The following is a 22,844-nucleotide window of genomic DNA, read 5'->3' on the forward strand; positions in this document are numbered from 1 at the left end:
TGGGTGATCACATCGCGCAATAGTCGTTGCGTTACATGCAACGTGAGGAGCGGGGACCGTGGACCTGGACGCTGTGGCCGCCATCCGCGACGAACGGGTCGACTGGCGGTTCAAGGGCCTGCCGGCGGACGTGTTCGGCGCGACGATCGGCGACGTGGCCGGGCGCCGGCTCGACCTGTTCACCGGTGGTTTCGTCGGCCCGCTGGTCGTGCTGGACGCCGCCGCGCTGGAGCACAACCTCGCCGCCATGGCGCGGTGGTGCGCCGATCGCGGTGTGCTGCTGGCGCCGCACGGCAAGACGACCATGGCCCCGCAGCTGTTCGCCCGCCAGTTGGCGCACGGCGCGTGGGGCATCACGGCGGCCAACACGAGCCAGCTCCGGGTGTACCGGGCGTTCGGGGTGGGCCGGGTCCTGCTGGCGAACCAGTTGGTCGATCCGGCGGGGCTGCGGTGGCTGGCCGCGGAGCTGGCCGCCGATGACACGTTCGAGTTCACCTGTTGGGTGGATTCGGTGGCGGGGGTGGCGCGGATGACCGAGGCGTTGGGCTCGGTCGCGCGCCCGGTCGACGTGCTGGTCGAACTGGGTGCGCACGGTGGGCGGACCGGGGCCCGTGACCTGGCCACGGCTCTCGACGTCGCGCGTGCGGCGGTGGCCAGCCCGGTGTTGCGGGTGGCCGGCGTGGGCGGTTACGAGGGCGCCTTGGCGCATGACGCGTCCGTTGCAGCACGATCCATTGTGGACGGATACCTGACTTCGTTGCGGGAGTTGACGGTCGCTTTGGCCGACCTGTTCGAAGTGGACGAACCGATCGTCACGGCCGGTGGTAGCGCGTACTTCGACCAGGTGGCGGCCAGGCTGACCGAGGCGTGGCCGTTCCCGGTGCGGCCGGTGCTGCGCAGTGGCGCTTACATCACCCACGACGACGGGTTCTACCGCGGTATCTCGCCGTTCGGGCGCACGCCGGGTTCGGAACCGTTCCGGCCGGCTCTGCGGGCGTGGGCGCAGGTCACGTCGCTGCCGCAGCCCGACCTGGCGTTGCTGACGCTGGGCAAGCGGGACGCGTCGTTCGACGAAGGGCTGCCCGAGCCGCAGGTGGTGCGCGGTCGTGACGGTGCCGAGCGTCCGTTGCGGGCCGAGGTCACGGCGCTCAACGACCAGCACGCGTTCGTTCGGCTTTCCGGTGACGACGTGGAGGTCGGTGACTGGGTCGGTCTGGGCCTGTCGCACCCCTGCACGGTGTTCGACAAGTGGCCGCTGATCCCGGTGGTCGAGGGCACGACCGTGGTCGACCTGGTGCGCACGTACTTCTGAGGGCTTTCGAGGGCGGCGGCGTGGAGATCGTCTTCAGGGGCGCGCGGGTGGTCGACGGCACCGGCGCGCCCGGGTTCCGGGCGGACGTGGGCGTGCGCGACGGGCGGATCGCCGCGATCGGCGGCCGGATCGGCGGGCGGCGGGTGGTCGACGCCGGCGGTCTGGTGCTCGCGCCGGGTTTCATCGACATGCACTCGCACTCCGACCTGCGGTTGTTGGTCGAGCCGGAGCACCTGGCCAAGGTGTCCCAGGGCGTGACGACGGAGGTCCTGGGACAGGACGGGCTGTCGTACGCGCCGGTCGACGACGACGTGCTGGCCGTGCTGCGCGGGCAGCTGGCCGGGTGGAACGACGACCCGCCGGGGTTCGACTGGGACTGGCGGTCGGTCGGCGAGTACCTGGACCGGCTCGACCGGGGCGTCGCGGTCAACGCCGCGTACCTCGTGCCCCAGGGGACGCTGCGGATGCTCTGCGTCGGGTACGACGACCGGCCGGCCACCGACGCCGAGCTGGACCGGATGCGGGTCGTGCTGGCGCGGTCGTTGCGCGAGGGCGCGGTGGGGATGTCGTCCGGGCTGACCTACACGCCCGGCATGTATGCCGACACGGCGGAGCTGACCGCGTTGTGCCGGGTCGTCGGCGGGCTCGGCGGGTTCTACAGCCCGCACCACCGCAGCTACGGCGCCGGCGCGCTGGAGGCGTACGCGGAGGTGTTGGGGGTGGCGCGTGAGTCCGGGTGCCCGCTGCACCTAGCGCACGCGACGATGAACTTCGAGGTCAACCGGGGTCGGGCCGGTGAGCTGCTGGCACTGCTCGACGACGCCGCGGCGGCCGGCGTGGACGTCACGCTCGACTCGTACCCGTACCTGCCGGGCGCCACGTACCTGTCCGCGTTGCTGCCGAGCTGGGCCGGTGCGGGTGGGCCGGCGGCGACGGTGGCCCGGCTGTCCGATCCGGACGCCCGGGAGCGGATCCGGGTGGAGCTGGAGGAGACCGGGTCGGACGGTTGCCACGGGGTGCCGGTGGACTGGGAGGTCATCGAGGTCAACGGGGTGCGCGCGGCGGAGAACGCGCACCTGGTCGGGCTTTCCGTGGCGGAGTCGGCGCGCCGGGCCGGTCGGCCGCCCGCCGAGCTGTACTTCGACGTGCTGGTTTCCGAGCGGCTGGGGACGTCGTGCCTGATGCACGTGGGTGACGAGGACAACGTGCGGGCGATCATGCGGCACCCCGCGCACACCGGCGGCAGTGACGGGCTGTTGGTCGGTGACCGGCCGCACCCCCGCGGGTGGGGGACGTTCCCGCGTTACCTGGGCCGGTACGTGCGGGAACTGGGGGTGCTCGGGTTGGAGGAGTGCGTGTCCCACCTGACCGGGCGTGCGGCCCGGCGGCTGCGGCTGTCGGACCGCGGACTCGTCAAGGTGGGGTATGCGGCCGACCTCGTGCTGTTCGACCCGGACACGGTCGCCGACCGGGCCACGTTCGAGGAGCCCCGGCAGCCCGCCGTGGGCATCGCGCACGTCCTGGTCAACGGGGTCCCGGTGATCGACGAGGGCCGGCGCACCGGCGCCCTACCCGGCCGCTCCCTGCGCCACCGCGCGTGATCGGCCGGCGGGTTCGCGCGGGATCAGCCGGCAGGTCCGACACCGGCGGCGAGTCCTGGACGGTGGACTCGGGGGTGGTGAACGTCGAACACGTGTGTTCCGAACGGAGGACTCACGCGTTCTGGACGGAGGACTCACGCGTCCGGACGTGGTGCCCGCGGGGTAGGGCTCGGGTGCGCTCGGGCAGGACTCAGGCGGTTGGCGATGTGCTGGAGGCGGCCTGGAAGCCGGCGAGGTAGGTGCGGAGGCCGCGTTGGCCGCTGCGCATCATCAGCTCGTGGTTGGCCTTGAGGATCGGGCGGCTGACCAGGGCCAGGCGGCGGATCAAGGGCTTGCGCACCACGACTTCCTGGTCGTACACGATGCGCGACCCGGTTCCCTGGGCGGAGATCCGCCAGCTCACCGTGCCGTCCATGTCGCCGACCAGGTCGGCGCGCAGCAATCCCGCGTCCGGCTCCTTGGCGTTGTGGTGCGCCTCGAAGACCAGGTCGTACGGCAGCACGGAACGGCACCGCAGCTCGGCCGCGTTCTCGGCCACCTGGCGCGCCTCCCGCACCTCACGCCACCAGTGCGGGTAGCTGCGGAGGTCGGCCAGCACGTCGAAGGTCTGCGCGGGAGTGCTGTCCACTGACCACACGCTGCGGAATCGGTACGAGTTCAGCGGCATACCGCCATGATCACGCACGACGACCGCCCGCGCGACCCCCCTACCTTCCTGCGCACGACCAACCTGGCCTTCCGGCGACCCCACCTGTCCTTCCGGCGCGACGGCCACCCGTCCACCGGGTACCCGTCCACCGGTGTGCCAGGCCGCCGCTCCTCCATACTTCCGGCAACGCAACCGGGATTACCGTTCATCCCCGCTAGCCGTAACGCTTCTGGGTGATCTTGGCTCAGCGGATGCTCAACCCACGGCGGCCTCGGCGGGCAGCACCTGCCGCAGGAACTGCCCGGTGTAGCTGTCCGGGACGTCCGCGACCTGCTCCGGCGTGCCCTCGGCGATCACCATGCCGCCGCCGGACCCGCCCTCCGGCCCCATGTCGACCAACCAGTCCGACGTCTTGATCACATCGAGGTTGTGCTCGATCACGATCACCGTGTTGCCCTTGTCGACCAAACCGTTGATCACGCCGAGCAGCTTGCGGATGTCCTCGAAGTGCAGGCCGGTGGTCGGCTCGTCGAGGATGTAGACCGTCTTGCCGGTGGACCGCTTCTGCAGTTCCGCCGCCAGCTTCACCCGCTGCGCCTCACCGCCGGACAGCGTCGGCGCGGGCTGCCCGAGCCGCACGTACCCGAGGCCCACGTCGACCAGGGTGCGCAGGTGCCGGTGGATCGAGTTGATCGGCTCGAAGAACGTCGCGGCTTCCTCGATCGGCATGTCGAGGACTTCGGCGATCGTCTTTCCCTTGTAGTGCACTTCCAGCGTCTCGCGGTTGTACCGGGCGCCCTTGCACACCTCGCACGGCACGTACACGTCCGGCAGGAAGTTCATCTCGATCTTGATGGTGCCGTCGCCCGCGCACGCCTCGCAGCGCCCGCCCTTGACGTTGAACGAGAACCGCCCAGGCTGGTAGCCGCGCACCTTCGCCTCGGTGGTCGACGCGAACAGCTTCCGGACGTGGTCGAACACACCCGTGTAGGTGGCCGGGTTGGACCGCGGGGTGCGGCCGATCGGCGACTGGTCGACCTGCACCAGCTTGTCGACCTCCTCCAGGCCCCGGATCCGGGTGTGCCGGCCCGGCACCTGCCGGGCGCCGTTGAGCTTGTTCGCCAGCACGGTCGCCAGGATGTCGTTGACCAGCGTCGACTTGCCGGAGCCGGACACGCCCGTCACCGCCACGAGGCAGCCGAGCGGGAACGACACGTCGATGCCGCGCAGGTTGTGCTCGCGCGCGCCGACCACCGTCAGCTGCCGCTTCTTGTCGATCTTGCGCCGCACCGCGGGCATCGGGATCGACCGGCGGCCGGACAGGTACGCGCCGGTGATCGACTCCTTGTTCTTCAGCAGCTCCTTGTACGGGCCGCTGTGCACGACCTTGCCGCCGTGCTCGCCCGCGCCGGGGCCGATGTCGACCACCCAGTCGGACGTGCGGATGGTGTCCTCGTCGTGCTCGACCACGATCAGCGTGTTGCCCAGGTCGCGCAGCCTGCTCAGCGTCTCGATCAGCCGGTGGTTGTCGCGCTGGTGCAGCCCGATCGACGGCTCGTCCAGCACGTACAGCACCCCGACCAGGCCGGAGCCGATCTGCGTGGCGAGCCTGATCCGCTGCGCCTCACCACCCGAGAGGGTGCCGGACGCGCGGTCCAGCGACAGGTAGTCGAGGCCCACGTCGAGCAGGAAGTGCAGCCGTGCCTGGATCTCCTTGAGCACCGCGCCGGCGATCATCGACTCGCGCTTGCCGAGCTTCAGCCCGTCGAGGAACTCGGAGCACTCGGCCACCGACATGGCGCACACCTCGGCGATGGACTTGTCGCCCTTGCGCCCGTGGTGCAGCGTGACGGCCAGGATCTCGGGCTTGAGGCGGGTGCCCTGGCAGGACGGGCACGGCACCTCCCGCATGTAGCCCTCGTACTTCTCCCGCATGTACTCGGACTCGGTCTGCTCCTGCCGCCGTTCCAGGAACGGGATCACGCCCTCGTAGTTGGCGTAGTAGGAGCGCTCACGGCCGTAGCGGTTCTTGTAGCGGACGTTGACCTGCTCGTCGACGCCGTGCAGCACGGCCTTCTGCGCCTTGGCGGGCAGCTGCCGCCACGGCGTGTCCATCCGGAAGCCGATGGCCAGGCCCAGCGATTCCAGCAACCGGGTGAAGTACTCGGCGGTCTGGCCGCTGGCCCACGGTGCGATGGCACCGTCGGCCAGGGACAGCTCGTCGTCCGGCACGACGAGCTCCGGGTCGACCTCCTTGCGCACGCCGATGCCGGTGCACACGGGGCACGCGCCGTAGGGCGAGTTGAACGAGAACGACCGGGGCTCCAGGTCCTCGATCGCCAGCGGGTGACCGTTCGGGCAGGCCAGGTTCTCGGAGAAGCCGCGCACCCGGCCGGGGTCGTTCTCCGGCACGTCGACGAACTCCAGCTCGACCAGGCCGTCGGCCAGGCGCAGCGCCGTCTCCACGGAGTCGGTCAGCCGCTGCTTGGAACCGGCCTTCACGCTCAGGCGGTCGATCACGACCGCGATGTGGTGCTTCTCCTGCTTCTTCAGCTTCGGCACCTCGCCCAGCGCGTACACGACGCCGTCGACCTTGGCGCGCGAGTAGCCCTGGGACTGGAGGGTGGAGAACAGGTCGAGGTACTCGCCCTTGCGGCCCCGGATGACGGGCGCGAGGACCTGGAACTTGGTGCCGGACTCCATCGCCAGCACCTGGTCCACGATCTGCTGCGGCGTCTGCTTGCTGATCGCCTCGCCGCAGGTCGGGCAGTGCGCCTTGCCGGCGCGGGCGTAGAGGAGCCGCAGGTAGTCGTAGACCTCGGTGATGGTGCCCACGGTGGACCGCGGGTTGCGGCTGGTGGACTTCTGGTCGATCGACACGGCGGGCGACAGGCCCTCGATGAAGTCGACGTCCGGCTTGTCCATCTGACCGAGGAACTGCCGCGCGTACGCGGACAGCGATTCGACGTAGCGGCGCTGGCCTTCGGCGAAGATCGTGTCGAAGGCGAGGCTGGACTTGCCGGAGCCCGAGAGCCCGGTGAACACGATGAGGCTGTCCCTCGGCAGGTCGAGGTCCACCCCTCGCAGGTTGTGCTCGCGCGCCCCGCGAACGACAAGCCGGTCGGCCACAACGGTTCCCTTCGGTATTCGACCTTCCCCCGAACAGACGTTCGAAAAGCGTATCGGACCACTGCTTCGGCCCTGTCGGGGAGGGCGTCAACCATGCTAGGTGCGACCACCGACAAAACCGTTACGGGCACTTTCACGATCGTGCGCCAACGGCTCTACCGACAGGTAGCCATGGCCCCTACGCTGGGGCGATAGGCCGTTCGGCCGCATGACTCCGGGATGAGGTGCCCATGAGCTTCGCCGATGCCGCCCAGGTCCGATCCGACCAGACGAGCGTACCCGCGCCCCGCGAGCAGTCTTTCGCGGTCCAGGCCGCGGTCACCGGACTCGCCGAGGTGGAACGGGCGACAGAGGCGTTGTACGAGGTCGTGGCGGCCCTCGACCTCGCCGCGCTGCGCGGTCCGAGCCTGTTGCCGGGGTGGAGCCGGGGGCACGTCGTGACGCATCTCGCACGCAACGCGGACGCCTTGGTGAACTTGCTGACATGGGCGAAGACGGGCGTCGAGCACCAGATGTACCCGAGCGCGGCGGACCGTGACGCGGACATCGCCGAGGGCGCGGGCAGGTTGCCGCAGCTGTTGCGGGCGGATCTGGACGCGGCGTGCCAGCGGTTCGCCACGGCTGCCCGCGAGCTGCCCGCGACGGCGTGGGAGGCGGAGGTCACGCACCCGAAGGGGGGCGCGTTCCGGGCGCACCGCGTGCCGTGGCTGCGGGTGCGCGAGGTGTGGTTCCACCTGGTCGACCTCGATCGGGGCATCGGCTTCGAGGACCTGCCGGTGGAGCTGCTGGAGCGCTTCCTGGACGACGCCGCCGCGGTGTTCGCGGGCCGGGCCGACGCGCCCGCGGTGCGGGTGGAGGCGGTGTTCCCGGACGGCCGTCAGGGCAGTTGGGCGTTGTTCGCGAGCGGCGCCCCATCACCGGCCGCGAGCGGCGCGGAAGCCGACGTGAGCGGTGCGGCGGCCACCGTGAGCGGTGCGGCGGCCGACGTGCTGGCGTGGCTCACCGGCCGCAGCAGCGGCGCCCGGTTGAACGGGAACGCGCCGACGCTGCCCAAGTGGCTCTGAGCGCCGCGCAGTCGGGCGGAGAGCAGCAGTCCGACCAGGGTGGGGCGGCTCGCGGTCAGCGCCCGGTGCGCGGGGCGTTCCACGAACTTGGTCAGCAGCCAGCCGAGGACGACGGCCGTGCCGAGGAAGGCCGCCAGCTGCGCCAGCGGTCCGCCGTGGGGTGCGACCTTCGCCATGACCACGTAGCCGATCTCCTGGTGGACCAGGTACACGCCGTACGAGACGCCCGCGAGCCACCTGATGGGTCGGGCGAGCGCGCGGATGGGCGCGATGTCCCAGTCCTGCCCGCCGGCGGCGGCGCACACGCCGATCAGCAGGACGCCGAGGCCGACGGTCGACTCGAAGTTCGCGCTGTGCACCGCCTGCGCCAGGAGGGCCGCGGTGAGCAGGGCGAACAGGTGCCGGTCGCCGATCCGCCCCCGTGACCAGAGCCAGATGCCGACGCCGATGGCGAACAGCTGCCCGCGGTGCACTCCGAGGCCGTCGTAGAGGGCGCGGACCACGCCGGGTTCGACCGTCCAGAGCCGGGCGACCAGCGGTGCGGCCACGAGCGCCCAGAGCAGGACCTTGACCGCGCCGCCCTTGACCCGCGAGACCAGCAGCGCGCCCGCGACGAAGCCCGTGACCTGCACGGGGAGCGTCCAGTAGGAGAAGTCGACCAGGCGGACGTCCGGGACCCAGTTCTGCAGCATGAGGATGTTGAAGAGCAGGTCGCGCGGTTCGAGGTGGCTCCAGCCGTCCGGCGCGAGGTAGCGCAGCACGGTGTAGGTGCAGGTGGCGGCCACCACGTAGGCGGGGATGAGGCGGGCCAGGCGGTTGCGCAGGAAGCGGGCCGGTTCGCCCTTGGCCAGCGAGGCGCAGGCGAAGAAGGCCGAGATCACCACGAGCGAGCTGGCGCCGAATTCGAGGGTGAAGGCGAAGTGCGGTCGCCCGATCTCGGGGTGGACGGACGGTCCGGCGTGGGTGCCGTGTTGGAGGAGCACGCACAGCACGGCGAGGATGCGCAGGACGTCCCAGTTGATCCGACGTTTAGTAGGCACGAGGTGGCAGAACCCTAATCAGATGGCATCGGCGGTGCGGCGGTGACCGGTACCAACCCTAAGGGGTGGACCTGTGGAGATCCTGAAGGGTGGCCGGTCGGCTACCGTCGGCCATCGTGGACGTACTAGAGGACTACACGGGGCACGTGGCACCGGGCGGCCCGGCGGCGCGGCGCACGTTGGACGCGCTGACCATCACGAAGATCTCGGTCGGGCCGATGGACAACAACGCCTACCTGCTGGTGTGCCGTGAGACGAACGAGGCGCTGCTCATCGACGCGGCGGCCGACCCGCAGCGGCTGTCGGACGTGGTGGGCCACTCGGTGGACCGCCCTCGGCTGAAGACGGTCGTGACGACCCACCAGCACGCGGACCACTGGGGTGCGCTGGGCGCGGTGGCGGGCGCGAACGGATCGAACACCGTCGCGCACGCGGCGGACGCGCCCGTCCTGCCGATTCCGCCGGACGTGCTGGTGGAGCACGGTGACACCGTGCACGTCGGCGAGGTGCCGTTGACGGTGATCCACCTGCGCGGCCACACCCCGGGCTCGATCGCGCTCCTGTACCGGGACCCGAGCGGGCACCCCCACCTCTTCACCGGCGACTCGCTGTTCCCCGGCGGTCCTGGACGGACAACAAGCCCGGAGGACTTCACGAGCCTGATGGACGACTTGGAGGCCCGGGTCTTCGGTGAACTACCCGATGACACCTGGTTCTATCCCGGTCACGGGGACGACTCCACGCTCGGGGCGGAGCGTCCCAAGCTCCACGGATGGAGGGAACGCGGTTGGTGAACTCGCCGACCCCGGAAAGCCGTCGCGAGAGCATCCGCGATCTCCTCGACGCCGAACTGATCCGCGCGGGTGACCGCCTGCGGCTCACCCGCCCCAGGGCAGGCGAGGAACACGTCGCCGCAGTCTCGCGGGAAGGGCGCATCGTCCTGACGAGTGGCGCCGAGTACGACACCCCGTCGGACGCCGCGAAAGCAGTCACCGGAACACAGATCAACGGTTGGATCGTGTGGCGCACCGACGCAAACCGAACCTTGGCATCTCTGCGCACCTCTTGCGCATGGTACGGCCGTGTGACGCACCCCGACGGGCCGGTCGGGGCCGGCACCGCGGTCAGCTGTCCGACCGCCACAGAGCGGAAACCGGAACGGCCCAGATCCGGTCGCCCAGCGGGAGCACTTGCGATCCGGCGTGGAGCACCAGACCCGTCGTGAACCGACTTCCCAGCTTGTCCCGCAACATCACCAGGTGCTTGGCATGCCGAGCAGTCGGCGTGCTGGTCAGCTTGATCTCCAAGCCGGCCAGCTCACCAGACCTGCGGTCCTCCACGATGAGGTCCACCTCGGCCCCATCACGGTCACGGAAGTACGACAGGTCCACGCTCCGCTCGCTCCACGTGGCCTGCTTGAAGACCTCGGTGATCACGAACGTCTCGAACAGCGCACCTGCCGCAGTCCCATCGGCGGTCAGGGAGAACGCCTGCTCGCCGAGACCGCAGAGATCCGCCGCGAGACCCGTGTCCACGACAACGACCTTCGGGCGACGCTTCGCCCTGTTCGTGATGTTGGTTGACCACGCGGGCAGCAAGGTCACCAAGTGGAGGGCCTCCAGCAGGGCTACGTAGTTCGACGCGGTCTCACGGCCGATCTCGGCGTCCCCGGCAACTCCGGCGACAACCAGCTCCTGACCGGTGCGAGCGGCCAGGAGACGCAGCAGCTTCCGCAGCCCGGCCTCCAACCGGACCTCGGCGATCGGGCGAAGCGCCTCCCTTGACACGACGTCGTGCACGTACGCCTCGAACCAGTTCCGGCGCTGACGTCCGGCAAGCCCTTCGGTGACGATCTCGGGGTACCCGCCCTCCAACAACGTGCTGATCAACTCCGCACGCGGCAACAGCTCGAACCGACCCGGCCACCGGGTCGGTTCGAACAGCAGGTCCAGGAAGGTCTCCCGCACGCCCAGCCGCTCTCCCATCGACAACGGCCAGAGCAGCAGCCTGCCGGCGCGGCCGGCCAAGGTCTCCGAGAGGCCCTTGTCGGCCAGGTAGTTGGTCGACCCGGTCAACAGCAGTTGACCTCGCGCGCGGTCGCGATCGGCCGCCTGCTTCACCGCGAGCAGGAAGCCGCGTCCGGCACGCTGGAACTCGTCGACCGCCGCCGGTCGCGGCAAGGCGTCCACGAAACCGACCGGATCGTCCGCCGCACGGGCGAGCACAGCCTCGTCGTCGAAGCTGAACCAGGCGTGGCCAGGCAGGTCGAGCAACTCGCGCACCAGCGTCGTCTTCCCGGTCTGCCGCGCGCCGCCGAGCAGGACCACGCGGAACGAAGCCAGTAGCTCGGTCACCCTTGCAGCTGCGTTGCGCTGTACGAGAGCACTCACGGGGCGACTGTAACCGACAAAACGCGGTCTCCCAAACCGACATAACGCGCCGTTTCTGGGCCTCACTCTGCTGAACCGCTTGCCCGGCAGCGGTAGCGCTGACACCGACCAGGACGACTGTTCGCGGAGAACCCGGCGGTTCCCGGGCGGTGTCGGCAAGACCACGTCACCGGAAACCTTCACCTCGTTGATCGACGACGTGGAGACCCGGATCTTCGCCGAACTGCCCGACGACACCTGGTTCTACCCAGGTCACGGCGACGACTCCACCCTCGGGAGTGAACGACCTCACCTGGCCGAGTGGCGCTCGCGGTTGGTGAACCCGTCCGGCCTGCTTCTCACACCTCGACGATCTGGACCATGCCGTCGAGTCCTGCGAAGTCCTTGGCGTTGCGGGTGTAGAGCGGCATACCTCGGGCCGAGGCGATCGCGGCGATCATCAGGTCCAGCCGGCGCGGTTTCGGGTCGCGGTTCGCTTCGAGGGTCAACGCCACGAGCGTGCCGAAGCGAACCGCAGCCTGTTCGTCGAAGGGCAACGGCTCGAACTCGACGATCGCCGCACCCAGCTTCTCGGTTCGCACCGCCCGCGTCGCAGCGTCCTTGGCCATCGCGACCCCCCGGTGCAACTCGGCCAGGGTGATCGCGGTCAGCTCGGGGACCTCCGGCAGCACCGCCGGGTCCAGCAGCCCGAGGTCGATGTACGTGCAGGTGTCCAGTACGCCCGACTCGTGCCGGTCAGCCACGGCTGCGCTCCCACGGGTCGTCGTCACCGATCCGGTCCTCCGAGCCGAACACCTCGTCGGCTTCGCGCCGCATGAGGCCGGGATCGACCTTCGGCAGCTTCCTGTGCCGCTCCACCAGTTCCTCAGCGGTCAGGCGTCGACGACGGGACAGCGGACGGACCTCGGCGATCTCCACGCCGTTGCGGGTGACGTGGTAGACCTCGCCCGATTCGACCGCGTCCATGACCGCAGCGGAGTTGTTGCGGAACTCCCGTTGACTGATGACCTTCACCGACACAGCGTAGCTTCGCGTAGCACGGGAAGCTACACACAGCTTGACCTCTTGCCCGATCAGGTGCATCCGGAGGATGAAGCACAGCCGGCCGCGGCTGGTCGGCTTTCGCGCCAGGCGGACCGGCGGCCGTGAGCCCTGCTCGACGCTTCGCGCATCCGACGGGCGGGTGAACACGTCCTCGGGGAGCGCGCAGCCGTAGTCCTGCGGAAGGCGCGGCTCGTCCAGCACGAGTTCGCGCGTCCACCCGGCGGGCGACAGGCCGTCCGGGCGGTCCGGGACGCGGACGCCCGGCAGTGGCGAGCCGGTGGTCGGCCGTTCCGCCAGCTCCTCGTGGCGTTCCAGCAGCGCGTGCACGGCGTCGGGGGCGTCGGCGACCGCCGCTGCCACCTCCGCGTCGGTCAGCCCGGGTGCAGCTCCCGGCACGCGGTCCGGGCGGCGGCGAGGAAGCGGTCCGGATCCACCACCACGAGGTCGCAGCGGGTCCGGATGCTGGTGGTCATCCCGGCGACGGGGCTCCTCGGATGGTCCACGTCGGCGAGCGTAGGGCGGACTTCGGGGGCGGGGGTCCTTGATCGTGGTCAGACTGTGGGGATGGATCACACCGGCTTCGGCCAGTCGAGTGAGCTGCTGGGTTATCCGCCGGACGCCCGGGTGCTCATCGTCAACTGCGACGACCTCGGCATGCACGAGGACATCGATGTCGCGGTGGTCGAGTCGATCGAGGCGGGGATCGCCCGTTCGTGCAGCCTGATGACGGCGGGTCCGTCGGCGCAGCACGCGGTCGGGTTGCTCCGACGGCATCCGGGGATCCCGTTCGGCATCCACCTCACGCTGGTCCGGGACACGCCCGCCGATCGGTGGGGGCCGGTGGCGGAGGGGGTGCCCTCGCTGCTGGACGACACGGGCCGGCTGTTCACGGCTGACGAGCGCGCCACGCTGCTCGCCCGCGCCCGGTTGGACGAGGTCGAGGTGGAGTTCCGGGCGCAGGTCGGCGCGGTGGTGGACGTCGGGCTCGCGCCCACGCACCTCGACTTCCACTGCCTGGCAGACGGCGGACGTGACGACATCCTGGAGCTCACGGTGGCGTTGGCGGCGGAGTACGGCCTGGCTGTGCGGGTCTGGTCGGACGAGGGCAGGCGGCGGATGCGGGGGCGGGGACTGCCGGGGGCGGGGACTGCCGGGGGCGGGGACTGCCGGTGACGGACAACCCGTTCCTGGACAGCTTCTCCCTCGACGTGGACACCAAGCCCGCCCGGTACGCCCGGCTGCTGCGGGACCTGCCGACCGGGCTCAGCGAATGGGCCGTGCACCCCAGCGTCGCCGGTGAGCGGTCGCGGGGGATCGACGGCGGCCGGCGGGTGCGGCGGTCCGACTACGAGTTCCTGATCTCCGCGCGGGCCCGTGAACTGATCGACCGGGAAGGGATCACCGTGATCGACTACCGGCCCGTTCAGGAAGCCTGGGCGTTCAGGGCGTCCAGCACGTCCAGGTAGCCGGCACCGACTCGCCACAACGCGTCCGAGGCGGTCGTGAGCTTCCCCGGACTCCAGCGCTTCTCCTCGTACGCACGCGTGTGGCGGCGCAGCGCCCGCAGGCTGACCGCCAACTCGTCACGCAGCCGCGCACGAAGTTCGTCCGCTCCGGGCGCGGGTAGGCGGACCCGCGCGCCCCGTCCGTCCTCGATCGCCGCCAGGGTGGCCTCCACCGGCCCGTCCACCGCGTCCCAGACCAGCGCGGGCCGGTCGACGAGGTGGTTCCAGACCGGTGCGTGCGCCGAGCGCCACAGCGGCCTGATCGGGTTCCTCGCCACCCGGGTCGCGTTCGCCCAGTGCTCGGCGCCGTGCGGCTCGCTCAACCACGGCACGTCGTCGACGGGCAGGTCGACCACCACGGCGACGGTCACCTGGTCGAGGTCACGGGGCTCGCCGAGGACGTCCCCGACCGCCCAGAGGCCCACCACCCGCAACGGCTGGATGGAACTCGGCAGGCTCGCCGACTCCGCGCACTTGGCCGCCAGCTCCTCGACGTGCCGCACCGCTCGTGACCACTTCACCCGCCCATCCTCACGTATCGCGCCACCCGGTCGGACGGCCGGTGAGGAACCCTCGCGCCCGCCTGACGCCGTGTCCCGGTGGCCGGGGTCGGCTCGGTATGTTTCGCCGCATGGAGCAGGTGGTGGAGATCTACACCGACGGCGCGTGCAGCGGGAACCCCGGGCCGGGTGGTTGGGGCGCGGTGTTGCGGTACGGGGCGCACGAGCGGGACCTGTTCGGTGGGGAGTCGCAGGCCACCACCAACAACCGGATGGAGTTGATGGCGCCGATCCGGGCGTTGGAGACGCTGCGGAGGCCGTCGGTGGTGCGGATCTACACCGACAGCACGTACGTGCGCAACGGGGTCATGTCGTGGATGGCCAAGTGGAAGACCAACGGGTGGATGACGTCCGCGCGGCAGCCGGTGAAGAACGTCGACCTGTGGCAGCGCCTCGACGCCGCCGCCACCCCGCACGAGGTGGAGTGGCACTGGGTGAAGGGCCACGCGGGGCACCCGGAGAACGAGCGGGCGGACCGGCTGGCGGTGCGCGGTGTCCGGGCGGCGGCGGAGTCGGATCTGCGGGCAGACGTCGTACATGACGCGGAAGAAGCGGGTCGACTCGGGTGACTTCCCGGGCGGCAGGGCGAAGTAGCCCTTCGCCGCCTCCACGCAAGGGCTGAGCAGGCTGTTCTCGGTGGACAGGGCGGACTCGCGGTTGAGGTTGGTCTCCAGCGCCCGGTCGAGTTCAGTGGCGGCTGCGATGCCGGGAACGGCTCCGGCGGGGTGGTGGGCTGGTGGTCGGCTTCGGGCGTGGTCATGTGGGTGTTCCCGGTCGGCCGTTGTCGTTCGCGCGGGCGATGGCGGGGCCGATGGCCGCGTCGTCCTCATCCCTGGCCGCGATGATCGAGTCCTTGGCCGGCACCGCGCACTCGCGCAGTTCGGCGTTCTGCTCCTCCAGCCGGGAGATTCGCTCCGCGTCCCGCGCGCCGGCGAACAGCACGATCGTCAGCACCGACGCGCCCACCAGCACCACGACCGCAGCGAGCAGCACGACCGCCGGCCACGCCCGCCACCTGCCGGGGGTCGCGCCGAACCGGTCCCCGGAGCGGGACCAAAGACCCGGGGATCAAAGACCCGGGGATCACCGCCAGGCCGGCGTCGTCGTGGACGTCGGCTCAGAGCCGGCGCAGGACGGTCGCCAGCCTCCGCATGCCCTCGGCGATGTCGGCGGGGGTGTTCGTGGTGAACGACAACCGCAGGGTCGACGGGTCCGGTGTCGTCGCGTAGAACGGCGCGCCGGGCACGAACGCCACGTCCCGCTCCAACGCCGACATGACCAACGACCCGGTGTCCACACCACCCGGCCCGACCCCATCCGGCCCGACCCCACCCGACCCGACCCCATCCGGCCCAGTCCCGCCCGGCAGGGTCACCCACACGAACATCCCGCCGTCCGGATCGCTCCACCTCGTCCCGGCGGGCACGGTCGACGGCAGCGCCGCGATCATCGCGTCCCGCCGCTCCCGGTACGCCGCGCACAACCCCCGGATGTGCACGTCCAGGTCGTTCGCCTCCAGGTACGCCGCCGCCGCGGCCTGGTCGATGGCGGACGTGTGCAGGTCCGCCGCCTGCTTCACGATCACCAGCGTGCGCATGAGCGACGCGGGCGCGCGCAGCCAGCCCAGCCGCATCCCCGGCGCGCCGACCTTGGAGAAGCTGCCCGCGTACAGCACCCGGTCGCTCAACGTGGCCAGCGACGGCACCGCCCCGCCCCGGTACCGCAGCTCGCTGTACGGGTCGTCCTCGACCACCCACAGGCCGTGGCGGTCGGCGAGCGCGGCGATCTCCGCCCGCCGGTCGAGGCTCAGCGTCCGGCCGGTCGGGTTGGCGAACGTCGGCACCAGGTACAGCAGCTCCGGGCGTTCCCGCTCGATCACGTCGGCCAGCGCGGCCGGGTCCATGCCGTGCTCGTCACCGGCGACGGGCACGATCCGCGCGTCGGCGAGCTGGAAGCACTGCAGCGCGGCGAGGTAGGTCGGCTCCTCCACCGCGACCACGGCGCCCGGTTCGAGCAGGGCGGTCACGACGAGCGTCAACGCCTGCTGCGAGCCGCTGGTGACGAGCAGGTCGTCCACACCGGTGGGCAGTCCGCGCCGGGTGAGCCGGTCGGCGACCAGCGAGCGCAGGTCCACGTCGCCCTCGGTGGGCGCGTACTGGAGGGATCGGCGGGACACCGCCTGGTCGAACGCGGTGCGCAGGCCCTCGACGTCGAACAGCTCGGGCGCGGGCAGGCCGCCGGCGAACGAGATCACCTCGGGGCGGGAGGTGAGGTCGAGCAGGTCGCGGACGGGCGAACCGGTGAACGTGCGCGGCACGGGGGCTCCTCGGGTCAGGGCGAGAGGACGGATTCACGCGGTCGTGCCACGCATGAGGTGGGTCGCACTGGGGTCGAGGCGCCGTGGTTCATCCTAACGTGTGGGTGTGGACCTGGAAGCGCATCGCGTGGAGCTGACCGGCTACTGCTACCGGATGCTGGGCGGGCCGTTCGAGGCCGAGGACGCCGTGCAGGAGACGTTCGTGCGGGCCTGGCGCACGTTCGACCCGGAGCGCGGGTCGCTGCGGGGCTGGCTGTACTCGATCGCCACGAACGTGTGCCTGGACATGCTTCGCAGCGTGCAGCGGCGGGCGGTGGCGATGGACCTGACGTCGCCCGCCGCCGTGGGCACACCGCTGGGCGCGCCCCTGCCGGACTCGACGTGGGTGCAGCCGATGCCGGACGCGCGGGTGCTGCCCGCCGACGAGGTCGCCGTGGGGCGGGAGACGGTGCGGCTGGCGTTCGTGGCGGCGTTGCAGCACCTGCCGCCGAGGCAGCGGGCGGTGCTGATCCTGCGGGACGTGCTGTGCTGGCAGGCGTCCGAAGTGGCGGGGTTGCTGTCCACGACGGTCGCTTCGGTGACCAGCGCGCTGCAACGCGCGCGGGCGACGCTCGCCGACCGGAAGCCCGAGCCGTTGCGGCCGTTCGACAAGGCGTTGCTGGAGCGGTACACGGCGGCGTTCGAGCGGCACGACGTGGAGACGTTGGTGGCGTTGCTGCACGAGGACGCGACGATGACGATGCCGCCGTTCGCGTGGTGGCTGCGCGGGCGGGCCGACATCGCGACCGCGCTGTCCTTCGGGGACAGTGGCTGCGAGACCGCGCGGCTGGTGCCGACGTGGGCCAACGGCGCGCCCGCGTTCGGCCAGTACCGGCCGGACGAGGAGGGCGTCCACCGGCCGTTCGCGCTGGTGCTGGTGGAGTTCTCGGGTGCCCGGGTGGTCGGCTCGACCACCTTCTTGGGTGGCGATCTGTTCCGGCTCTTCGATCTGCCGATGATTTTGCCGGACCCGTCCCGTACGAGTGGGTGAGACCCATGGGAGGAGCCGGATGTACGAGATGGTGAACGGCAGGCGCACCTGGTGCGAGGTGCGCGGGGAGGGTGAGCCGCTGGTGCTGCTGCACGGCGGGTTCAGCGATTCGCGGGACTGGGAGCCGAGCCTGGCGCGGCTGGCGGACCGCTTCCAGGTGTTCCTGGTGGACCGCAGGGGCCACGGGCGGACACCGGACGTGCCTGGTCCGGTGTCCGTGGACGTCCTGACGGACGACGTCATCTCGTTCCTGGAGCAGGTCGTCGGCGGCTCCGCGCACCTGGCCGGCTACAGCGCGGGCGGCGTGGTGGCGCTGGGCGTGGCGCAGTGGCGGCCCGACCTGGTGCGCAGGCTGGTGGTGCTGAACTCGGCCTACGCCAAGGACGGCTGGGTGTTCCTGCCGCAGCCGGGCGGCGAGCTGCCGGCCGAGGTCGCCGACCGGTACGCCGAGGTGTCGCCGGACGGCCGCGACCACCTGCCGGTGGTGGTGGACAAGTTCGCGCGGGCGGCGCACGACCCGGACGTGCTCGACCCGTCCCGGATCACCAGCCCGACGCTCGTGCTGGCCGCCGACGACGACATCGTGCACCTGGAGCACACGGTCGCGTTGTACCAGGGGATTCCCGACGCGCAGCTGTGCGTCCTGCCGGGCATGTCGCACCTGATGCTGTTCGAGCAGCCGGACCTGTGCACGTCGCTGGTGGCCGATTTCCTCACCACGACACCCGCACCGCTGATGCCGATCCGCCGGGCGGGAGTGGTCGCCTGACGCCGGCCGGTTCGGCTTGACAGTGCATATGCCGTAGAGGCTATATTGCCGACATGGCATCTACATTCGCCGTGCTCGCCGACCCGCAGCGGCGGCGGATCCTGGACGTGCTGCGGGACGGCGAGCGGCCGGTCAACGACCTGGTCGACGGGCTCTCGGTGAGCCAGCCGACGGTGTCCAAGCACCTGAAGGTGCTGCGCGAGGCAGGGCTGGTCGAGGTGCGGCGGGACGCGCAGCGGCGCCTGTACCGGCTGCGACCGGGACCGTTGGCCGAGGTCGACGCCTGGCTGGCGCCGTACCGGCGGATGTGGGAGGACAGCCTCGACGCGCTGGAACGGCGACTGGACGGGATGGAGCAGGCCTGATGCACACCGAGTTGCGGCGGATCGACGGCAAGCCCGTGCTGAGGTTCGAGCGGGTGCTCGCGCACCCGCAGGCCTTGGTGTGGCGGGCGGTCACCGAACCGGACGAGTTGGCGCACTGGTTCCCGGCCGCGGTGGCGATCGACGGGCGGGAGATGACGTTCTCGTTCCCCGACCAGGTCGCCACCGGCGAGGTGCTGGAGTCCGACCCGCCGAAGGTGTTCGCGTTCCGGTGGAACACCGACGTGCTGCGCTTCGAGCTGATGCCGCACGAGCACGGCTGCCTGCTCGTGTTCACGCACGTCCTCGGAGACGAGCACGGCGCGGGGCGCAACGCCGCGGGCTGGGACACGTGCCTCGCGGGCCTCGAAGCCCGGCTCGACGACCGCCCGTTCGAACCGCCCACGGACGTGCTCGGGCCGATGGAGCACTACATCCGGGAGTTCGGGCTGGACGAGGGGCGGCTGGACGACGGCGTGGTGCGGTTCGTCCGCGACCTCGTCTGGCGTCCGTTGGACGAGGTGTGGGGGGCGCTGCTCACCGAAGAGGGCGGTGACGGTGGGAGCGGGGGGAGCGGCGGCGGTGTGCCGACGCGCGCTCTGAACCCGCACGTGCCGGCCGGGCCGGTGGTCGAGCGCACACCGCCGCGCGTGCTGGCGTTCGACTCCCCCACCGGGCGGGTGCGCTGGGAGTTCCGGCACGACCCGGACCAGGGCACGACGGTGGAGCTGACGCACGAGGTCGGTGACCCGGCGTTCGCACCGCAAGCGCTTGCGGCGTGGCACGCGCACCTGGAGCTGTTCTTCGCGGCGACGTTCGGCGACATCCGCTGCCCGTGGCCGGAGGACCGGGTCGCCGGGCTCGTCCGGCACTACGCGAGCCGCTACAGCAGCTGAGCGTCCACGCGGGTGAGGTGGTCGCGGCCGTAAGGCCCGTTCTCCAGCCCGTCGACCAGCACGGCGGGCAGGTCGGCGCGGATCTCCGCCGAGCGCGACGCGGCGGCGAGGGCGACGGTGGCGACCGTGTCGACGTCCCCGGTGAAGGCCACGCACTCCCGCAGCACCGAGCTCAGCGAGCCGCCGGCGGACAGCGCGGTCAACGCCGCCCGCACGCTCATCACGCCCTTCGGCCCGACCTTGCCGCGCCACGGCTGCGCCCACACACCGGAGCCGAGCCGTTCGGCGATCCACGACCCGACCGACGCCACCGGCCCCACCTCGTGGTGGCAGTAGTGCACGGCCAACGCCGCCGCCCGTGCCGCCGCCACCCCGTCCGGCGTGTCGTGGGTGACCTTGGCCTGCACGTCGGTGTGGTGCAGCACGTCGGCCACGGTGGGCAGCAGGCCGGCCGGCGCGGCCCGCATCGCCGCACCGCTCTTGTCGCTGTCCGGACGGATGCGGGCCAGGAACTCCGCGCCGGTGTGCACGGACTCCAGGAACGCCTGGAAACCGCGCGCGTAACCCTCGCGCGGGTCGCGGTGGAACGCGGTCACGAACGCCGACGCCACGTTCTCGGGCGTCCACGGCGCGCCGGACACCCGCAGTTCCGCCAACGCCAGCGCCATCTGCGTGTCGTCGGTGTACGCACCGGGTCGGATGCCGAGGTGACGGGGGTGCCGCACGTACCCGGCGAGCGTGTTGTGGCCGGCCACCAACGACCGGTCGGCGTACTCGAAGCCCGCGCCGTACGCGTCCCCGATGGCCAGTTCGACGAGCATGCCGCAGACGTTATAGCGGCGTCGCAGCGCGATGGCCCGCGTCGCGGCAGGAGACGGTCCGCGTCACAGCGCGCCCCAGTCGCGCGAGCGGGCCATCAGGTGGCTGTGCGCCAACGCGACCGACGGGTTCGCCAGCCCACCGGCGCGGGTGGCCAGGAACAGCGTGTTCAGCGGCGGCACGGCGGCCTGGTGCGCCAGCTCCACCGACCCGGCAGCCAGCGCCGGATCGGCCAGGTAACGCGGCAACGCCGACACACCGGCGCCCGCGACCACCGCCGCCAGCACCGCCCGCAGGTCCGGCACGACGACCGCGACGGGGTTCGGCGGACGGCGGCCGAACTCGCTGCGCCAGTACCGCCGCACGATCGGCAGTTCCTCCGCGTACGCGACCAGCGGCAGGTGCGCCAACGCCCGCACCGGGTCGGACGCCACCAGCGAGCGGTCGATCGTGCGCACCAGGGTCGGCGCGCCGACCAGCACGAACTCCTCGTCCACGAACGGTGTGGCGACGAGCGCCCGGTCGGTGGGCCGCACGGAGGACACCACCAGGTCGAGCCGGGCGTTGGCCAGCGCGGCGAGCAGGTCGTCGGCCAGGCCGAGGGTGATCCGCAGCCGCAACCCCCGCGTGGTCAGGGGCGCCAACGCGGGCAGCACCCGTGCGGCCATCACCTCGACCGCGCCCGCGAGGTGCACCGTGCCCGAGTACGCCGCGCGGTCGTCCACTTCGGACAGCGCGGAGCGCAGCCCGTCCACGTGCGGGCCGATCCGCCGGGCCAGCTCGTCGGCCCTCGCGGTCGGCGTGACACCCCGGCTGGAGCGCACGAACAGCGGCTCGCCCAGCTCCCGCTCCAGCCGGGCGAGGTGCCCGCTGACGGCCGGCTGGGTCAGGCCCCGGCGGTGGGCGGCGGCGGTGAGCGAGCCGGCCCGGTAGATCTCCACGAACGTGGAGAGCAGGTCGAGATCGGTGATCGCGCAACTCCGGAGCTATAAGCGATGTGATGACCTGCCGAACGGTACGGGATGAAACGTGATGGGCTTGCGGTTGTTGGGCCTGTAGGTGACGACAAGCGGAGGGTTGGGTTGATGAGCAGGGTTCTGGTGGTCGTCTCGGCGGCCGACAAGCTGGTGCTGGCGGACGGCACGAGCCACCCCACCGGGTTCTGGGCCGAGGAAGTGGTCGAGTCGGTGCGGGTGCTGCGGGACGCGGGCGTGCGGGTGGACATCGCCACACCGGGCGGCGCGGGGCCGACCGTGGACGCGGCCAGCCTGACCGACGAGTTCGGCGCGTACCTGGAGTCGATCGACGGCGAACTGGCGGCGCCGCTCCGGTTTGCGGAGGTCGACGTCGCGGACTACGACGGCGTGCTGCTGCCCGGCGGCCACGGCCCGATGGCGGACCTGGCGTTCGACGCGGAGCTGGGCCGGCTGCTGGTGGCGTTCGACGACGCGGGCAAGGTCGTCGGCGCGCTGTGCCACGGGCCGGCCGGGCTGCTGTCCGCGGTGCGGGAGGACGGCACGTTCGCGTTCGCCGGACGGCGGCTGACCGTGTTCACCGACGAGGAGGAACGCCAGGGCGGCCTGGCCGTGCCGTACCTGGTGGAGTCGCGGCTGCGGGAGCTGGGCGCGGTGCCGGAGACCGGGCCGGCGTGGTCGAGCAAGGTCGTCGTGGACGGCAACCTGGTCACCGGGCAGAACCCCCAGTCCAGCGTGGACACCGCGCGGCGGGTGCTGGACGCGTTGTCGTCACGGGGACGCGCGGCCTCGTCGTAGCGGGAGCGTGCGGCGGCCGGATGGGCGGGTCGGGCCGGTCGTGGTGAGCGTGTGCGGGGTGGCCGGGCCGCGGGCCGGGCGTCCGGTGGGACGACCCGGCGTTGAGCGGGAGGTACCGGGCGTTCCGGGGGTCAGCCAGGCGGCACGGGCCACCGACCTGCTGGGCGCCGGGTTCGCCGACCGGTATCCGGACAGCGCGGTCCGGTACGTGCTGCACAACCCGATGTTCGTGGACAGCGGGCTCGGCGCGCAGGTCGGCGGGTTGGGCGGAAAAGCGCTGGACGTGGTGGCCCGGGTGGTCGCCAGGAAGGTGGACGACGCGGCGGACCAGGTGCGCCGGTTCCTGGCGGAGCCGCCCACCGCGCCCCTCACCGCTTCACGGGCGGGCACGCGGGTGAGCCTGGGAAGACCCGAGTTCGACCGGACGACCGCCGGCCGCCGCTACAGCTTGATGGACGGCATCACGAGCCGGCGAGAACGGTGCTGAACGCCGGGGTACGCGCAGACAGGCCACAAGGGAAAGCGCGGGAGTCCGGCCCGTCCTGATGGGGCACCTGCGGCACCGTGGGGTGGCGTGGGGTGTGG

Annotated in this window: 25 protein-coding genes and 2 pseudogenes; 15 read left to right on the forward strand and 12 right to left on the reverse strand. The window is 71.4% G+C overall.

The features are described from left to right. Positions 1-58: 58 nt before the first annotated feature. Together ACRAKI_RS27585 and ACRAKI_RS27590 are read left to right on the forward strand one after the other, a co-directional pair. Entirely contained in the window at positions 59-1,312 is a 1,254-nt protein-coding gene (locus ACRAKI_RS27585; protein ID WP_447003407.1) for an amino acid deaminase, read from the forward strand. Positions 1,313-1,332: 20 nt separating this feature from the next. Continuing rightward, positions 1,333-2,913, forward strand: a complete 1,581-nt coding sequence (locus tag ACRAKI_RS27590; RefSeq protein ID WP_447003408.1) for an N-acyl-D-amino-acid deacylase family protein — start codon at positions 1,333-1,335, stop codon at positions 2,911-2,913. 190 nt (positions 2,914-3,103) lie between these two features. Here the strand turns inward: ACRAKI_RS27590 and ACRAKI_RS27595 are convergent, their stop codons facing one another. Together ACRAKI_RS27595 and uvrA are read right to left on the reverse strand one after the other, a co-directional pair. After that, positions 3,104-3,541 (reverse strand): SRPBCC family protein, encoded by a 438-nt coding sequence (locus ACRAKI_RS27595; RefSeq protein ID WP_447003409.1) that lies wholly within the window; start codon positions 3,539-3,541, stop codon positions 3,104-3,106. A 276-nt stretch (positions 3,542-3,817) separates the two neighbouring features. Further along, positions 3,818-6,691 (reverse strand): excinuclease ABC subunit UvrA, encoded by a 2,874-nt coding sequence (gene uvrA, locus ACRAKI_RS27600; RefSeq protein ID WP_447003410.1) that lies wholly within the window; start codon positions 6,689-6,691, stop codon positions 3,818-3,820. A gap of 230 nt (positions 6,692-6,921) precedes the next feature. Between uvrA and ACRAKI_RS27605 the strand changes: the two are divergent. Then, a pseudogene (locus ACRAKI_RS27605) lies at positions 6,922-7,659 on the forward strand (maleylpyruvate isomerase family mycothiol-dependent enzyme); the annotation flags it as partial. On the opposite strand, the gene ACRAKI_RS27610 reads toward ACRAKI_RS27605, so the two are convergent. Further along, positions 7,569-8,795: an acyltransferase family protein gene (locus ACRAKI_RS27610; RefSeq protein WP_447003411.1), complete on the reverse strand. Its 1,227-nt coding sequence runs from the start codon at positions 8,793-8,795 to the stop codon at positions 7,569-7,571. The pseudogene ACRAKI_RS27605 and the gene ACRAKI_RS27610 overlap by 91 nt on opposite strands. A 116-nt stretch (positions 8,796-8,911) precedes the next feature. Between ACRAKI_RS27610 and ACRAKI_RS27615 the strand changes: the two genes are divergently transcribed. Then, positions 8,912-9,589, forward strand: a complete 678-nt coding sequence (locus ACRAKI_RS27615; RefSeq protein ID WP_447003412.1) for an MBL fold metallo-hydrolase — start codon at positions 8,912-8,914, stop codon at positions 9,587-9,589. Then, positions 9,568-10,020 (forward strand): DUF4357 domain-containing protein, encoded by a 453-nt coding sequence (locus tag ACRAKI_RS27620; protein ID WP_447003413.1) that lies wholly within the window; start codon positions 9,568-9,570, stop codon positions 10,018-10,020. The genes ACRAKI_RS27615 and ACRAKI_RS27620 overlap by 22 nt, the downstream gene beginning before the upstream one ends. Here the strand turns inward: ACRAKI_RS27620 and ACRAKI_RS27625 are convergent. Continuing rightward, a complete protein-coding gene (locus tag ACRAKI_RS27625) occupies positions 9,920-11,149 on the reverse strand; it encodes an ATP-binding protein (protein ID WP_447003414.1) in 1,230 nt (409 codons plus the stop codon). The two genes, ACRAKI_RS27620 and ACRAKI_RS27625, sit on opposite strands and share 101 nt — an antisense overlap. A 175-nt stretch (positions 11,150-11,324) precedes the next feature. Between ACRAKI_RS27625 and ACRAKI_RS27630 the strand changes: the two are divergent. Further along, positions 11,325-11,498: pseudogene (locus tag ACRAKI_RS27630) on the forward strand (MBL fold metallo-hydrolase); the annotation flags it as partial. A 25-nt stretch (positions 11,499-11,523) separates the two neighbouring features. Here the strand turns inward: ACRAKI_RS27630 and ACRAKI_RS27635 are convergent. Genes ACRAKI_RS27635 through ACRAKI_RS27645 form a run of 3 tightly spaced genes read right to left on the reverse strand, consistent with a single transcriptional unit; the run spans position 11,524 to position 12,732 of the window. Next, positions 11,524-11,928, reverse strand: a complete 405-nt coding sequence (locus tag ACRAKI_RS27635; protein WP_447003415.1) for a type II toxin-antitoxin system VapC family toxin — start codon at positions 11,926-11,928, stop codon at positions 11,524-11,526. Then, positions 11,921-12,589 (reverse strand): type II toxin-antitoxin system Phd/YefM family antitoxin, encoded by a 669-nt coding sequence (locus ACRAKI_RS27640; RefSeq protein WP_447003416.1) that lies wholly within the window; start codon positions 12,587-12,589, stop codon positions 11,921-11,923. The genes ACRAKI_RS27635 and ACRAKI_RS27640 overlap by 8 nt, the downstream gene beginning before the upstream one ends. 11 nt (positions 12,590-12,600) lie before the next feature. Beyond that, positions 12,601-12,732 (reverse strand): hypothetical protein, encoded by a 132-nt coding sequence (locus ACRAKI_RS27645; RefSeq protein WP_447003417.1) that lies wholly within the window; start codon positions 12,730-12,732, stop codon positions 12,601-12,603. A gap of 61 nt (positions 12,733-12,793) precedes the next feature. Here ACRAKI_RS27645 and ACRAKI_RS27650 point away from each other — a divergent pair, with 61 nt between their 5' ends. Both ACRAKI_RS27650 and ACRAKI_RS27655 read left to right on the forward strand, forming a co-directional pair. Next, entirely contained in the window at positions 12,794-13,402 is a 609-nt protein-coding gene (locus tag ACRAKI_RS27650; RefSeq protein WP_447003418.1) for a ChbG/HpnK family deacetylase, read from the forward strand. Next, complete coding sequence (locus ACRAKI_RS27655) at positions 13,399-13,695, forward strand: hypothetical protein (protein ID WP_447003419.1); 297 nt, start codon at positions 13,399-13,401, stop codon at positions 13,693-13,695. The genes ACRAKI_RS27650 and ACRAKI_RS27655 overlap by 4 nt, the downstream gene beginning before the upstream one ends. On the opposite strand, the gene ACRAKI_RS27660 is transcribed toward ACRAKI_RS27655, so the two are convergent. After that, positions 13,653-14,255 (reverse strand): DUF7711 family protein, encoded by a 603-nt coding sequence (locus ACRAKI_RS27660; RefSeq protein WP_447003420.1) that lies wholly within the window; start codon positions 14,253-14,255, stop codon positions 13,653-13,655. The genes ACRAKI_RS27655 and ACRAKI_RS27660 overlap by 43 nt on opposite strands. Before the next feature lie 110 nt (positions 14,256-14,365). On the opposite strand from ACRAKI_RS27660, the gene rnhA reads away from it, so the two are divergent. Beyond that, positions 14,366-14,863: a ribonuclease HI gene (gene rnhA, locus ACRAKI_RS27665; protein WP_447003421.1), complete on the forward strand. Its 498-nt coding sequence runs from the start codon at positions 14,366-14,368 to the stop codon at positions 14,861-14,863. Between the two features lie 187 nt (positions 14,864-15,050). Here the strand turns inward: rnhA and ACRAKI_RS27670 are convergent, their stop codons facing one another. Beyond that, complete coding sequence (locus ACRAKI_RS27670) at positions 15,051-15,287, reverse strand: hypothetical protein (protein ID WP_447003422.1); 237 nt, start codon at positions 15,285-15,287, stop codon at positions 15,051-15,053. A 124-nt stretch (positions 15,288-15,411) separates the two neighbouring features. Further along, entirely contained in the window at positions 15,412-16,611 is a 1,200-nt protein-coding gene (locus ACRAKI_RS27675) for an aminotransferase-like domain-containing protein (protein ID WP_447003423.1), read from the reverse strand. Positions 16,612-16,717: 106 nt separating this feature from the next. Between ACRAKI_RS27675 and ACRAKI_RS27680 the strand changes: the two genes are divergently transcribed. Genes ACRAKI_RS27680 through ACRAKI_RS27695 form a run of 4 tightly spaced genes read left to right on the forward strand, consistent with a single transcriptional unit; the run spans position 16,718 to position 19,668 of the window. Beyond that, a complete protein-coding gene (locus tag ACRAKI_RS27680) occupies positions 16,718-17,641 on the forward strand; it encodes a sigma-70 family RNA polymerase sigma factor (RefSeq protein WP_447003424.1) in 924 nt (307 codons plus the stop codon). A gap of 19 nt (positions 17,642-17,660) precedes the next feature. Continuing rightward, entirely contained in the window at positions 17,661-18,410 is a 750-nt protein-coding gene (locus ACRAKI_RS27685; RefSeq protein ID WP_447003425.1) for an alpha/beta fold hydrolase, read from the forward strand. Positions 18,411-18,463: 53 nt separating this feature from the next. Further along, the gene (locus ACRAKI_RS27690) at positions 18,464-18,775 is read left to right on the forward strand and encodes an ArsR/SmtB family transcription factor (RefSeq protein ID WP_447003426.1); all 312 of its coding nucleotides are present in this window, start codon (positions 18,464-18,466) and stop codon (positions 18,773-18,775) included. Beyond that, positions 18,775-19,668: an SRPBCC family protein gene (locus ACRAKI_RS27695; RefSeq protein WP_447003427.1), complete on the forward strand. Its 894-nt coding sequence runs from the start codon at positions 18,775-18,777 to the stop codon at positions 19,666-19,668. Before ACRAKI_RS27690 ends, ACRAKI_RS27695 begins: the two co-directional genes overlap by 1 nt. On the opposite strand, the gene ACRAKI_RS27700 is transcribed toward ACRAKI_RS27695, so the two are convergent. Next, positions 19,656-20,489 carry an ADP-ribosylglycohydrolase family protein gene (locus ACRAKI_RS27700; RefSeq protein WP_447003428.1) on the reverse strand — a complete coding sequence of 278 codons (834 nt, stop codon included), beginning with the start codon at positions 20,487-20,489 and terminating at the stop codon, positions 19,656-19,658. The two genes, ACRAKI_RS27695 and ACRAKI_RS27700, sit on opposite strands and share 13 nt — an antisense overlap. Positions 20,490-20,552: 63 nt before the next feature. Then, entirely contained in the window at positions 20,553-21,458 is a 906-nt protein-coding gene (locus ACRAKI_RS27705) for a LysR family transcriptional regulator (protein ID WP_447008532.1), read from the reverse strand. 114 nt (positions 21,459-21,572) lie between these two features. Between ACRAKI_RS27705 and ACRAKI_RS27710 the strand changes: the two genes are divergently transcribed. Both ACRAKI_RS27710 and ACRAKI_RS27715 read left to right on the forward strand, forming a co-directional pair. Next, on the forward strand, positions 21,573-22,259 hold the full coding sequence (locus tag ACRAKI_RS27710) for a type 1 glutamine amidotransferase domain-containing protein (RefSeq protein ID WP_447003429.1): 687 nt from the start codon (positions 21,573-21,575) through the stop codon (positions 22,257-22,259). Positions 22,260-22,266: 7 nt separating this feature from the next. Next, on the forward strand, positions 22,267-22,746 hold the full coding sequence (locus tag ACRAKI_RS27715) for a hypothetical protein (RefSeq protein WP_447003430.1): 480 nt from the start codon (positions 22,267-22,269) through the stop codon (positions 22,744-22,746). Positions 22,747-22,844 lie beyond the last annotated feature (98 nt).

Source organism: Saccharothrix isguenensis (assembly GCF_052936305.1).

What these genes read in the sequence shown, in the direction of transcription:
- ACRAKI_RS27695 (WP_447003427.1), top strand. Translation starts at nt 18,775, where the DNA reads ATGCACACCGAGTTGCGGCGGATCGACGGCAAGCCCGTGCTGAGGTTC.
- ACRAKI_RS27710 (WP_447003429.1), top strand. Translation starts at nt 21,573, where the DNA reads ATGAGCAGGGTTCTGGTGGTCGTCTCGGCGGCCGACAAGCTGGTGCTG.
- ACRAKI_RS27700 (WP_447003428.1), bottom strand. Translation starts at nt 20,489, where the DNA reads ATGCTCGTCGAACTGGCCATCGGGGACGCGTACGGCGCGGGCTTCGAG.
- ACRAKI_RS27685 (WP_447003425.1), top strand. Translation starts at nt 17,661, where the DNA reads ATGTACGAGATGGTGAACGGCAGGCGCACCTGGTGCGAGGTGCGCGGG.
- ACRAKI_RS27650 (WP_447003418.1), top strand. Translation starts at nt 12,794, where the DNA reads ATGGATCACACCGGCTTCGGCCAGTCGAGTGAGCTGCTGGGTTATCCG.
- ACRAKI_RS27620 (WP_447003413.1), top strand. Translation starts at nt 9,568, where the DNA reads ATGGAGGGAACGCGGTTGGTGAACTCGCCGACCCCGGAAAGCCGTCGC.
- ACRAKI_RS27690 (WP_447003426.1), top strand. Translation starts at nt 18,464, where the DNA reads ATGGCATCTACATTCGCCGTGCTCGCCGACCCGCAGCGGCGGCGGATC.
- rnhA (WP_447003421.1), top strand. Translation starts at nt 14,366, where the DNA reads ATGGAGCAGGTGGTGGAGATCTACACCGACGGCGCGTGCAGCGGGAAC.